This window comes from Paenibacillus caseinilyticus (genome assembly GCF_027533645.1).
Taxonomy (GTDB): domain Bacteria; phylum Bacillota; class Bacilli; order Paenibacillales; family NBRC-103111; genus Paenibacillus_G; species Paenibacillus_G caseinilyticus.
The window spans coordinates 1-12,634 of record NZ_JAQAGY010000023.1; the positions used below are offsets into that span (position 1 = coordinate 1).

Consider the following 12,634-nt stretch of genomic DNA (forward strand, 5'->3'; position numbering starts at 1 on the left):
TTCAGAGGCCTCTTAACGCTTTTACATAAATCCAAAGAAGCACAGTTTTTAAAAAACATAAAAGCTGGGCTTAGTTTCGTGCTGCCATTTTCGGGTCTGTGCTAAGAGTAATTTTCGGGGTAGTTTATCCGTCCAGTATTCCGTCATTGCGTATTCGTCCGGCATCTTCTCCATTCCCATCGTGCCTCCTAAGCGTAATTGTCCGCGAAGGCCGCATTAAGTAGAGCGATCGACCGGTCGAGGTGTGTTTTTAGCTGCGGATTTTTTTAGGATGTTCAACGGAGAGCACTCCTTCGCCCCTGACCAAATCTCTCTGGCGGCCGGGGCCGCCTTTCGGATAGGAAGGATAGCCCGCATCTTACACGGCCAGAGGGCTGGCTGTGAGGCGAATTTGGATAATAACAGTATACAAAGAAACCAACATCGCATATAATTTATCTAAATACGTAATTACGTATATAGATAATACGTGAGGTGAGCAGAATCATGGTACGGAATGTAGAGGCGGAACTGGATGCACTGAGGCTTCAATTGGCCGATCTGCAGCGGGTGGTCGGGCAGCTGGGAGAACAGCTCACGGGGCAGCGCGCCGTGAGTGTGCCGGAGTCGGAGAGTGCGCCTCCGCTCCGTGGGGCTGACCAACCGACAGCCGGAGCGAATGCAGGCTCGCTCCATTATTCGGGAGCCTACCGAAGCGGTGAGGAGGCGTACCGTTGGGAGCCCCGGGAACGGCAAGTGGAGGAGCTATTCGGGCTCGATGCCGAGAAGGCGGCCCGGATTCTTGGGGCGATCGGCCATAAGCAGCGGCTCGACATTCTGCGCTCGGTCCTTCAGGAGCCCCGTACAGGAGCGGAGCTGGTGGAGCTGCTGAACATGGGCACGACCGGGCAGCTGTATCACCATATCAAGGCGCTCCTCGGAGCGGACCTGCTCGTGCAGGAAGACCGCGGCGGCCAGTATGCGGTGCCTCCCCACCGCAGGCTGCCTCTTCTTCTGCTGCTGGCGGCTTCTGCGGATCTGCTGGACGCCAGCCGTTATGTTGAGATGACGGAAGCGAGGGGACGTGCCGGCGTGTACCTCGGAACCGGCGGGGGCGCGCCCGGATACGATCCGCATCCGCTCGTATGGGCACTGCTAGAGCAATCCGCCGCGGAGCACCGTGCGGGGCACAGTACGGCTGTGTCCCTGTTCCTGCACGACGACGGCTCGGTGACGGTGGCCGACAATGGCCGGGGCATCCCCATCCGGCCGCTCGGAACCGCTGCAGCGAACGTAGTGCAGACGGTGCTGACGGAGCTCGGACACGGCCCCCAAGGCGCGGTGTATGAAGTGCCGGGCGCAGAGAAGAGCATATCTCCGGCGGTGGTCAATGCATTGTGCCTGCGGCTGACCGCCGAGATCCGGCGGGAGGGGAGCATCTACCGGCAGGAATACCGGCACGGCATTCCGCAGACGGGGCTGCTCACGGTGGGCGAGACGGGGGAGACCGGCACGTCCCTGACGCTGCTCCCGGATCCGGAGCTGTTCTCCGTGCCGATCCAGCGCGCGAGATTGCAGCAGCGGGCGGAGCAGCTCGCTGAGACTTACCCGGGGCTGCAGGTGACCGTCCGGTAAGGGCGCCGCGAGGCAGGTTTGTTGTGCAGCTGCCCAAAGGGGGCGGCTGCTTTTGGATCCCTCAACAAAAAGTAAGGAGGCAGAGCCAAACGGGGCAGCGCCCCCTTCCCGAGGGCAGGGAATGTGTGGTATCTTATCTACCAATTTAACCATGGGTCGAAGAGAAACCCACAAAAGGAGTGAGCGGCATGGACAAGAATAACCGCAGAAAACCGCTGGCGGACGGGTTGGCGCAGCTGGTGGCGACCGCCCGGGGCGATCTCAAGGCAAGCCTGGTCGTGGTGAACGCCCGGCTCGTGAACGTCTGCACGGGCGAAGTGCTGGAAGGCATGGCGGTCGGGGCGCAGGAGGGCCGTATCGCTTATGTGGGCCGGAAGCCGGAGAAGCTGATCGGGCCGCAGACGAAGGTGGTGGACGCCGCCGGCCGTTACCTCGCGCCGGGCTTCTTGGACGGACATTGCCATATCGAGAGCACACAGCTGACGGTGACCCAGTTCGCCCGCGCCGTGCTGCCCCTTGGCACGACAGGCGGGTTCTTCGACGCTCACGAGATCTCGAATGTTCTCGGGCTGAAGGGACTGCGCCTCATGCTGGACGAAGCGAGACGCACGCCGCTGGCCGCCTATATGCAGGTGGCATCCTGCGTACCTTCGACATCGCCGGATCTGGAGACAAGCGGCGCCTGCTTCGGCCCGGCAGAGGTGGCGGAAGCGTTCGGCTGGGGGCCGGATCTGATCGGCCTCGGCGAGGTGATGAACTTCCCGGGCGTGGTGTACGGCGACCCCGTCATGCTCGGCGAGATCGAAGCAGCGCTGCGGGCGGGACGGGTGGCCGACGGCCACTTCACCTGGCCTTCCCATGATGAGCGGCTCATCGCGTATGCGGCGAGCGGCATCACGGGCGACCACGAATGCGTGACGAAGGAAGACGTGGCGGAGCGCATCCGCCTCGGCATGTACGCCAAGATGCGCCGCGGCTCCGCGTGGCACGACGTCGAGGAGACGATCAAGGCCCATACGGAGATGGGGCTCGACTCGCGGCGCATGATGCTCGTCACGGATGACCGGAGCGTGGAGTCGCTGGTGGACGAAGGGCACATGAACTTCGTGATCCGGAACGCAATCCGGCAGGGGGTGAAGCCGGTCACGGCCATCCAGATGGCGACGATCAACACGGCGGAGCGATTCGGGGTGGTGCGTGACGTAGGTACGGTCACGCCGGGCTCCTGCGCGGATATGGTGCTGCTGGACGGGCACCTCGCCGATGTGAATGTCGTGATGACGATCTGTGCGGGCGAGGTTGTGGCGGAGAACGGCCGGATGACGGTGGACCTTGCGCCGGCCTCGTATCCGGAGGAAGTGATCCGCTCGGTCCGTCTGGCCGGAGCGCCGAAGCCGGAAGACTTCGTGATCGAAGCTCCCGCAGCGGAAGGGACCTTGACGGCCCGTGTCATCCGCGTGCAGGAGAACCACGTGGAGACGAAGGCGGAGCTGAGACCCGTAGCGGTTCGGGACGGGAGGGTCGACCTCGCCGTGACGGCCGGCGGGCTCTGTAAGATCGCGGTGCTGGAGCGGCACCACGGCACGGGCGGCCGCTCGGTGGCGCTCGTCGAAGGCATCGGCTTCGAGCGGCCTGCGGCGCTGGCCATGACGGTGGCGCACGACAGCCATAACCTGCTCGTCATCGGCAATGACGACGGGCTCATGGCCCGCGCGGCGCAGCGGGCGGCCGAGCTGCAGGGCGGCGCCGTGATCGCCCTCGAAGACGGAGGCGCAGAGCTGCCGCTGCCGATCGCAGGACTGCTGTCGGACGCCCCGTTCGAGCAGGTGGCGGAGCAGTCGCGCCGGCTCTCCCGGGCGCTGGAGGAGGCGGGCTGCCGCCTGAACTACGCCTTCATGACCTTGTCGCTGCTGGCGCTCGTCGTCATTCCCGAGCTGCGCCTCTCCGACAAGGGGCTCGTGCAGATCACGGCCGGGGGCATCTCCCGCGTACCGCTGTTCGTCGAAGCGTAGATCCATACCGCGCACTGCTTGGGGGCGCAAGACTCCGCAGGGACTCCAAAGGCCGGTTCGCCCCCGGCTTGCTCTCCTCCTTCGCCATACGGCATAAACCTTCCCCGTTCTTGCCATAGTAAGGGGGATACCCAAAGGGAAGGAGGAGAACCCCATGTCCCGTTACGATTCCAGTCTTCAGTCGCAGAACCCGGTGTCGCAGGCGCAGAATTCAGAAGCCAAGGCGCACCATGCCGTGACGCAGGCCCAGTCCCACCCGACCGCCCAGCTTATCGAGCAGGCGCATTCGGCTGTGGACAAAGCCCACCGTTCGATCGACCAAGTGCCGGAGGGCACCAACCCGCAGGCGCTGGAGCTCACGAACTCCCTGCTCGCGGAAGATGAAGCGGCGCTGAACAGCCTCACGCCGATCGAAGAGGAATAGACCGCTTGCGAAGGCAGCCCCCGGAGGGCAGCCGTCACGCAAGGCCGAGACCTGCCGCCAGCCTGTCGCTGCGGCGGGTCTTTTTTTTGCGGGTGGAGGTGTGCGGTCGGTTTCGTCTCCCCCCGTCATTAGGTAAGTAACATATAGAACGAATCCCGAAGCGCCCCCCGGCCATTTCCCTTCCGGAATAACGGGCCGGACCCGGGCAGACACTAACTTAATCGCTGACTGGCTTATCCTTCCTGGGCGGGAAGCAGCATCCAAGCTACGGCGTTCAACTACATAGAGAGATCGGGGGAGATACGATGTCAGCACTACCCGCCATGCCGGCGATGCCGGATGTATGGAACGGCGCTATATGGACTTTTTTTACTTCCTGGTTCCCTGTTATCAACTTCGTACTTGCGATCCCGATCATCTTCCTCGAACGCCGCAACATCGGCGTCACCTGGGCTTGGCTGATGGTGCTGCTGTTCCTGCCGGTGCTCGGGTTCTTCCTCTATCTCGTCTTCGGGCAGAATCTGGCGCGGCGGCAGCTGTATAAGATGAAGCGGCGGTCGGAACGTGTCGTGCGGGCGGTGGCCCACGAGCAGGTATACCGGATCGACCAGGGCTCGATGGAGTACCGGAATACGGCTGCGGAGGCTTATCAGCCGCTGATTCACCTCAACCTCAAGAGCGGGCATTCCATCCTGACCCAGAACAACGAGGTGACGGTGCTGACCGAGGGCCGGGAGAAGTTCGATGCGCTGCTCGGACAGCTGCAGGAGGCGAAGGAGCATATCCATCTGCTGTATTACAAGATCTCTTATGACAAAATCGGCTCCGACCTCCTTACCATCCTCGTGGACAAAGCCCGCAGCGGCGTCAAGGTGAGGCTCTTGTACGATGCGATCGGCTCGCCGGGGCTGCCCCGCAAATGGGCGAAGGAACTGACCCGGTCGGGAGCGGAGGTGTATCCGTTCTTCCCGTCGCTGGTGCCGTATCTCAATCTCAAGATCAACTACCGCAACCACCGCAAAGTGGCTGTAATCGATGGGAAGACCGGGTTCATCGGAGGCTTCAATATCGGCAACGAATACCTGGGGCTCGACCCGCGGATCGGCCACTGGCGGGATACACATCTTATGCTGCGGGGCGGCGCAGTGTACGAGCTGCAGCGGTATTTCCTCATGGATTGGTCGCTTGCTTCCGGACAGACCGTCCCGGACAAGGAGCAGACGGCGTTCTTCCCGCCGCTGGTGCGGCATCCGGGCGGCGCGGCCGTGCAGATCGTCACGAGCGGACCGAATACGGACCGGCAGCAGATCAAGACGGCGCTGATCAAGCTGATCCATGAGGCCAGGGATACGATCTGGCTGCAGACGCCCTATTTCGTCCCGGACGAGAGTGTGATGACGGCGCTCAAGATTGCTGCGCTGTCGGGCGTCGATGTCCGCCTGATGGTTCCCTTCAAGGGCGACCACCGGCTCGTGCAGTGGGCGACGCAGGCTCATGTCGGCGAGCTGCTGCAGGTCGGGGCGCGGTGCTTCCAATACGAGCGGGGGTTCCTGCATGCGAAGACTCTCGTCGTGGACGGCAGGGCCGCCTCTGTCGGCACGGCTAATATGGATCACCGGAGCTTCGTCCTGAACTTCGAGATCAACGCCTTTCTGTACGATGAAGAGACGGCAGTGAAGCTGCAGGAGGCTTTCCAAAAAGATTTGGCCCACTGCCGCGAGTTCACGCTGGAATCCTACCGGGGACGGAGCTTCCTAAGCCGGGTCATGGAGTCGATGTCGCGGCTCCTATCCCCGATTCTGTAGGCGCGGCAGCGGCCTTCCCTACCGGAGATTCCGCCGGGCGTCGGCCTGGCCGCCGTCGCTTACCGGCTTATCCTATGCTACAATGGAAAGCAAATGGAAATGGCAAGGCGGCAAGGGAAGAGGAGGAAACGGAGCGATGCAGGAGACACAGGCAAAAGCGGAACTGGTATGGGATGCGCGTGCGGCCCTTGGGGAAGGGCCCGTATGGGATCACCGCAGCGGCAGTCTCGTATGGGTGGATATTGAAGACAGGCGGGTTCACTTCTACGACCCGTCGCCGGCAGAGGAACACCGGACGATCCAGCTCGAACAGCGGGTGGGGGCGGCCGTGCCGCGGACCGCGGGAGGCTTCGTGCTCGCTATGCAGCACGGGTTCTATCTCATGGATTCGGAGACCGGGGAGCTGGAGAAGCTGGCCGATCCGGAGGAAGAGCTCGCGGGCAACCGGTTCAACGACGGCAAGTGCGACGAGGCCGGACGATTCTGGGCCGGTACGATGAATATGCGGGGCAGCGAACCGACCGCTTCCCTGTACTGCCTGGAGGCGGACGGGCGTCTGCGCAGCGTGCTCGCGGGTGTCACCACCTCCAACGGGCTGGGCTGGAGCCCCGACAACAAGACGATGTATTATATCGATACACCGACCAAACGGGTAGCCGCATTCGACTACGACCTGGCGAGCGGGGAGCTGACCGGGCGCCGCATCGTGGTGTCCTATGAGGGGGAGAAGGGCTCCCCCGACGGCATGACGGTCGACAGCGAAGGGATGCTGTGGATCGCCGAGTGGGGCGGCTGGCAGGTCTCCCGCTGGAACCCGGCGACCGGGGAGCGGATCGGCGCGGTCCCCGTACCGGCGGCGCAGGTGACTTCTTGCGCTTTCGGCGGGGAGGCCTATGACGAGCTGTACATCACGACCGCCCGGAACTGGCTCTCGGCAGAGCAGCTGGCGGAGCAGCCGCTGGCCGGCGGACTGTTCCGGGCCCGGACCGGGGTGAAAGGGCGGGCAGCCAGCTTCTATGGAGGATAAGCAGATGGCCTACGGGGCGGACAACCACTTCACGGCATTGATCCGCCTAATCGAAACGGAGCTTCTGCCGGAGCTGTCCGTGAATAGCGAGCAGCTTCACGAGCCTGTCGTTGTCGTACGGCTGCCGCAGCCTTGGAAGCTCGTCGGCGCCGGCAATTATGCCGTGGTCCTCTCGCATCCGGAGTATCCCCGGCTGGTCATCAAGATCTATGCGCCGAACCGTCACGGCCTGCAGGAGGAGGCGGAGGTGTACCGCCGGCTCGGCCGGCATCCGGCCTATTCGGAATGCTACCATTACGGCGGAAGCTACCTCGTGCTGCGGCGCCTGGAGGGCGTAACCTTATACGACTGCGTGCGCAAAGGGATCCCCATCCCCCGCAGGGTGATCGAAGATATCGATGAGGCGCTTGCTTATGCGGTGGCCCGGGGGCTGAACCCCCACGACGTACACGGGAAGAACGTCATGATGAAGGACGGCCGCGGAATGGTGGTCGACGTATCCGATTTTTTGAAGACGGATGCGTGCACGATGTGGACAGATCTCAAGAAGGCGTACCACCGGTTCTATCTCCGGGTGCCTTTGCTGCACCGTATTCCGGTTCCGGACTTTGTGATGAACGCCGTACGCCGGGGATACCGGGCCATGAGGAAGCGGCGCGGGTCCTGCTGAAGGACTGAAACCGCAATGGACCCCCTGCGTATGATGGGTATGCGGCTCGAAGCGAGCCAAGACGCTAAGGAGGCGGTAGGGCAATGTCGTTTTTCAAGAAAGTGCTGGCCAGCGTGGGGATCGGATCGGCCAAAGTGGATACCCAGCTGCACAATGCGCAGGTGACGGTCGGCGAGGAGCTGAGCGGTGTCGTAGTCGTACAAGGCGGACAGACCGAGCAGCAGATCGATGCGATCTATATTTATATCAAGACGCAGTATATCAAGGAAGAGAACGACCAGAAGGTCCGTAAGACGGCAGAGGCCGCCAAGTTCCGCGTGACCGAAGGGTTCCTCGTGCAGGCCGGGGAGCGGCGGGAGATTCCGTTCTCCTTCGTCATTCCCGACCATACGCCGATCTCCCTGCGGAGCGCGAACGTCTGGATCGAGACCGGTCTCGACATCCCGAACGCGGTGGACCCGACGGACCGGGATCACATCGAGATCGTCCCTTACGCACATATGCAGACGGTGCTCGACGCGCTGGATCTTCTCGGCTTCCGTCTGCGGGAAGTGACGAACGATTACGCGCCGCGCCTCGGCGGACGGCTGCCGTTCGTGCAGGAGTTCGAGTTCGTGCCGTCGACGCACTTCCGCGGGCAGCTCGACGAGCTCGAAGTGCTCTTCTTCAAGAAGGGCGACGATCTCGAGCTCTTCCTGCAGATCGACCGCAAGGCGCGCGGCCTCATGGGTCTCTTCGCGGAAGCGATGGAGACCGACGAGAGCTTCGTGCGCCTGACGATTCCCGGCAGCGAGCTGCGCCGGGGCGCCCAGCCGGTATCCGGCGAGCTGCGCGAGCTTATCTCGCGGTACAGCTGATGTAAGGCGCAATAATGGTATAGTGGGCAGGCCTTCGTTTCCATGGAGACGGGGGCCTGTTTTTTGTGTAGATCGGGGTGTATGGGCTTTATTCTCATGAGGTCTCTGAAGCTGCCGATGTGGCGGGGATATCCCATCCGAATGGCGCGATAAGTCTAGTGATCTTAGCGACACAGCAACTGTTATACAATTTTTTAAAATCTGTACTACCACATAAAAGTAAATAAAAATAAGGTGTTATACATAAATTTAATTGACTGTTTATATAATTTTGGATTACTGTATTAACAATGTAATATTGAAATAAATGGAATAAAAATAAAATAAAGGAGGCGTTAGGTGTGGCTCAGTTGACGATGATTCAAGCTATTAATGATGCTCTTCGGTGCGAGCTGAGAAGAGATTCGAGTGTTCTCGTATTCGGTGAAGACGTAGGCAAGGCGGGGGGTGTCCACCGGGCAACCCAGTCACTTCAGGAGGAATTCGGTGAGGAGAGGGTCTTCGATACGCCGCTGGCCGAATCGGCGATCGGGGGGCTTGCAATCGGGCTAGGCATACAGGGATTCCGTCCTGTTGCCGAAATCCAGTTCAGCGGCTTTCTGTTCGAAGCGATGGACCAGATCTGCGTGCAGGCGGCGCGGATGCGGTACCGTTCGGGAGGCCGGTATCATGCCCCGATTACCTTTCGGGCGCCTTTCGGAGGCGGCGTAAAGGGAGCGGAGCTCCACAGCGAACCGCTGGAAGGGCTGTTGATGCAGACTCCCGGACTCAAGGTAGTAATCCCTTCAGGACCTTATGATGCGAAAGGTCTGATGATAGCCGCCATCCGCGACAATGATCCGGTCTTTGTCTTTGAGCATATGAAATTGTACCGCACGTTCCGCGAGGAGGTGCCGGAAGAGGCTTACACGGTACCCTTGGGCAAAGCCAAGGTGGTCAGGGAAGGGACTGACCTTACGCTAGTCACGTACGGTGCGATGGTCCACGCATCCCTCAAAGCGGCTGATGAAGTGCAGCGCACCCGCGGAGCCCAAGTAGAAGTGATTGACCTAAGAACTCTAATGCCGCTGGATATGGATACTGTGGCAGCCTCGGTAAGGAAGACGGGACGCGCTATGGTGGTCCAGGAAGCCCAGAGAACGTCGGGCGCAGCCGCCGAAGTTATAGCCGGAATCAATGAGAGGGCGATCCTGCATTTGGAGGCCCCCGTACTCCGGGTCACATCTCCTGATACGGTCTTTGCGTTCTCCCTCATTGAGGATGAGTGGATTCCGAACCCTGCTCGGATTGCCAAGGGGATATACAGTCTGCTGGATTACTAGAACAGTCCACGGGAAGGCAGCTCGCGGCCGCTTTTCCGGGCAGACGGATTGCTGGGAAGCCCGCCCGCGCGAACGAACCCGGCTGTCATCCAGATTGACGCAAAACGCAACTTTGGGCGGATAAAGAAAGGCGAATTCTGCCATAGTAAGAGGGTTCAGGCCGAATCGTGCCGAACCATTGTTCCACGGGAAACAAATATTCCTACGGTTCGACAGAAGATCGGATCCGCGGAAGGGATATCCTTGTCCACACGGGTTATAGGTGCCGGACAAGGGGACGGAAGGACAATATACGCTCCATTCGTTGTATGGTATGCTTATTTTCAATGAAGATATTGGTAAGAAAACAGAAGGAGGAATGACGTATGTCCCGGAACTTGACCGAGGTACTCAATACCCAGATCGCCAATTGGAGCCTGCTGTATATCAAGCTGCATAACTACCACTGGTATGTGAAAGGACCGCAATTCTTCACCTTACATACGAAATTCGAGGAATTCTACACGGAGGCGGCTCTCCACGTGGATAACCTGGCAGAGAGATTGCTGGCCCTCCGGGGGGAGCCGGTAGCGACGATGCGCGAAATTCTCGAAAAGGCGAGTGTGCGCGAGGCGGCCGGCGGCGAGAATGCGGAAGCCATGGTCGCTTCGATCGCAGCGGATTTCGGCATCCTCATCGGGGAACTGAAGGAAGGTATGGCGCTCGCGGAGCAGGTTGGCGACGAGACGACAGGCGATATGCTGCTTGCCATCCACAGCTCGCTCGAGAAGCACGTCTGGATGCTGGAGTCGTTCCTCGTGAAGTAAACCCGGAGGCCGGGCAGGATGACGAGGGAGCGGGCGCGGGAGTAAGCGCCAGAGAAGACGCAAAAAAAGACGCAAGAAAAGACCGGAGTGGGAGAGAGGCTCCGGTTTTTTAGAAGACCCATATGAAAGCGCATTCCTTTGCGATCGGGCTGAAGCCCTTGTTCCACAAGAATGCTTAGGCCGCTGGGGACAGCGAAGGAAACACATACATATACCGGTAAGGGGCCCCTGAACGGGAACTCCGCCGGTAGCATAACAATCGAGGTGAGGCTCTTGCGGCTCTTGAAGCGCCCCCTGCCGATCTTCGTGCAGCTGCTTGCCGGGATGTTCATCATTGCGGTGCTGGGGATCGCCTTAACGAATATGTTCAATTACCGTCTGACCTCGCAGCTGGTTATGAACCGGACAGCAGGCTACACGCAGGAATCAGTGGAGCAGCTCTCGGCCAAAATCGACGTGCTGCTGCGGCAGTACGACCAGTTCTCGCAAATGCTGGCCTTCGACCCCCGTGTACAGAGCGCCTTGAAGGCCCCAGGGGACGGAGGGGCACCGCCGGACCCGCTCGAGCTCGGTCGGTATATGGCAGAGAAGGCGCGCTACCTCGCCAGCGACATGCTCGTCCATCTCTTCGACCGGGACGGCCGGGTATATGCGTCGAGCGAATCCCTGCAGCTGTTCTGGCGGCAGCATGACGAAGTGTCCCTGACGCCGTGGTACGGCCGGATGTCGACACAGGACGGCCGGATGCTGTGGGTCTACGGGCCGGCGTGGCGCGACGGCGAGATCCCGGCGATCATCGGGGCCCGGAAGGTCAAGGACCGCACGAGCCTCGAGACGCTCGGCGACCAGTTCATCGTCTTCCCGGTAGAGAAGATTAACCGGATCATCGGGGAGACGGGTCAGCGGGTCGAACGCAAAGTGCAGGTGATGGACCGCTCGGGCAACATCGTCTATTCGACGGAGCCGAGGGAGATCGGCAGGGCGGCGGATGTCGCCTTGTTCTCGAAGTTCGGCGGGGGAGCCCAGCCTTTCTTCGAATGGACGACGCGGGAGGACCAGCAGCAGGTGTACGTGACGTATGCCAAGTCGGTGTACAGCGGGTGGACGACGATCGCCTACTTCCGCAAAGAAGCGGTCTACGGCGATGCGCTGCAGATGTGGATGCACGCGCTGGTGACGATGGCGGCCGGGGCGGGGATCGCCCTGGTGCTGACGGCGTTCTACAGCTGGACGCTGACGAAGCCGATCCGACGCCTGGCGGAAGGGCTGAACCGGGTCGGCCGGGGGCGGCTGCACCCGGTCAAGGGGCAGTTCGCGAGCCGGGAGCTGACGCAGTTGTATGCGAACTACAACGGCATGGTCTCTCAGCTCGACGATGTGATCCAGCGGCTCTCGGAGCAGCAGATCAGCGAGCAGCGGGCGAGGCTGGTGGCGCTTAAGGCGCAGTTCCGGCCGCATTTTCTCTATAACTCGCTGAATCTTATCTATTGGACGATCGAGGACGGCCGCCAGGAGGATGCCCAGGAGATGACGCTGGCTCTGAGCGACTTGCTGCGCTACAGCGTCCACCCGTCGAGCGAGCTGGTGCCGCTGCGGGAGGATCTGGAGCAGCTGGAGCGGTACTTGCTGCTGCAGCGGGCGAGGTACCGGGACCAATTCACGGTCGTGATGGACGTGGAGGAAGGGCTCGAGGAACAGCCCGTGCCGCGTCTGCTGCTGCAGCCGTTGGTCGAGAACGCGTTCCATCACGGGCTGGAGCACAAGGCGGGCTGCGAGTGGCTGCTGCGGGTGGAGATCTGCTCCAGCGGAGGAACTCTCCACTGCTCCGTGGAGGATAACGGGGCCGGCCTCGGCGACGGGGAACTCGCGGAGCTCGAACGGAAGCTCCGCATGGAAGTGCTGGCTCCGGAAGGGGACCGGGGCATCGGTCTGCCGAACCTCCACCGGCAGATCGGCGCATACTACGGGGAGCCGCACGGCCTGCGGCTCAGTCACAGTACGCTCGGCGGGCTGCGGGTAGAGCTGACGCTCCCGCTGGCGGGAGCAGGTACAGCAAGACAGTCGCCGGAGGGAAGGGGAGATGGCGGTGCGGCTTGA

General features: G+C 61.4%; 10 protein-coding genes. All 10 read left to right on the forward strand.

The genetic code is table 11. The annotated features are described in order from the left end of the window. The first annotated feature begins 486 nt into the window (after positions 1-486). Positions 487-1,614 (forward strand): helix-turn-helix domain-containing protein, encoded by a 1,128-nt coding sequence (locus O9H32_RS25755; protein ID WP_269868999.1) that lies wholly within the window; start codon positions 487-489, stop codon positions 1,612-1,614. Between the two features lie 188 nt (positions 1,615-1,802). Next, entirely contained in the window at positions 1,803-3,626 is a 1,824-nt protein-coding gene (locus O9H32_RS25760; RefSeq protein WP_269869000.1) for an adenine deaminase, read from the forward strand. A 154-nt stretch (positions 3,627-3,780) separates the two neighbouring features. Continuing rightward, complete coding sequence (locus O9H32_RS25765) at positions 3,781-4,050, forward strand: hypothetical protein (protein ID WP_269869001.1); 270 nt, start codon at positions 3,781-3,783, stop codon at positions 4,048-4,050. A 305-nt stretch (positions 4,051-4,355) separates the two neighbouring features. Continuing rightward, complete coding sequence (gene cls / locus O9H32_RS25770; protein WP_269869002.1) at positions 4,356-5,855, forward strand: cardiolipin synthase; 1,500 nt, start codon at positions 4,356-4,358, stop codon at positions 5,853-5,855. 136 nt (positions 5,856-5,991) lie between these two features. Further along, complete coding sequence (locus tag O9H32_RS25775) at positions 5,992-6,882, forward strand: SMP-30/gluconolactonase/LRE family protein (protein ID WP_269869003.1); 891 nt, start codon at positions 5,992-5,994, stop codon at positions 6,880-6,882. 4 nt (positions 6,883-6,886) lie between these two features. Continuing rightward, positions 6,887-7,552 carry a serine/threonine protein kinase gene (locus O9H32_RS25780; protein WP_269869004.1) on the forward strand — a complete coding sequence of 222 codons (666 nt, stop codon included), beginning with the start codon at positions 6,887-6,889 and terminating at the stop codon, positions 7,550-7,552. A gap of 83 nt (positions 7,553-7,635) precedes the next feature. Further along, entirely contained in the window at positions 7,636-8,409 is a 774-nt protein-coding gene (locus tag O9H32_RS25785) for a sporulation protein (RefSeq protein ID WP_269869005.1), read from the forward strand. Positions 8,410-8,750: 341 nt separating this feature from the next. Then, positions 8,751-9,731, forward strand: a complete 981-nt coding sequence (locus O9H32_RS25790; protein ID WP_269869006.1) for an alpha-ketoacid dehydrogenase subunit beta — start codon at positions 8,751-8,753, stop codon at positions 9,729-9,731. A gap of 365 nt (positions 9,732-10,096) precedes the next feature. Further along, positions 10,097-10,537: a Dps family protein gene (locus O9H32_RS25795; RefSeq protein ID WP_269869007.1), complete on the forward strand. Its 441-nt coding sequence runs from the start codon at positions 10,097-10,099 to the stop codon at positions 10,535-10,537. Between the two features lie 282 nt (positions 10,538-10,819). Then, the gene (locus tag O9H32_RS25800) at positions 10,820-12,634 is read left to right on the forward strand and encodes a cache domain-containing sensor histidine kinase (protein WP_269869008.1); all 1,815 of its coding nucleotides are present in this window, start codon (positions 10,820-10,822) and stop codon (positions 12,632-12,634) included.

What these genes read in the sequence shown, in the direction of transcription:
- O9H32_RS25755 (WP_269868999.1), top strand. Translation starts at nt 487, where the DNA reads ATGGTACGGAATGTAGAGGCGGAACTGGATGCACTGAGGCTTCAATTG.
- O9H32_RS25760 (WP_269869000.1), top strand. Translation starts at nt 1,803, where the DNA reads ATGGACAAGAATAACCGCAGAAAACCGCTGGCGGACGGGTTGGCGCAG.
- O9H32_RS25765 (WP_269869001.1), top strand. Translation starts at nt 3,781, where the DNA reads ATGTCCCGTTACGATTCCAGTCTTCAGTCGCAGAACCCGGTGTCGCAG.
- cls (WP_269869002.1), top strand. Translation starts at nt 4,356, where the DNA reads ATGTCAGCACTACCCGCCATGCCGGCGATGCCGGATGTATGGAACGGC.
- O9H32_RS25775 (WP_269869003.1), top strand. Translation starts at nt 5,992, where the DNA reads ATGCAGGAGACACAGGCAAAAGCGGAACTGGTATGGGATGCGCGTGCG.
- O9H32_RS25780 (WP_269869004.1), top strand. Translation starts at nt 6,887, where the DNA reads ATGGCCTACGGGGCGGACAACCACTTCACGGCATTGATCCGCCTAATC.
- O9H32_RS25785 (WP_269869005.1), top strand. Translation starts at nt 7,636, where the DNA reads ATGTCGTTTTTCAAGAAAGTGCTGGCCAGCGTGGGGATCGGATCGGCC.
- O9H32_RS25795 (WP_269869007.1), top strand. Translation starts at nt 10,097, where the DNA reads ATGTCCCGGAACTTGACCGAGGTACTCAATACCCAGATCGCCAATTGG.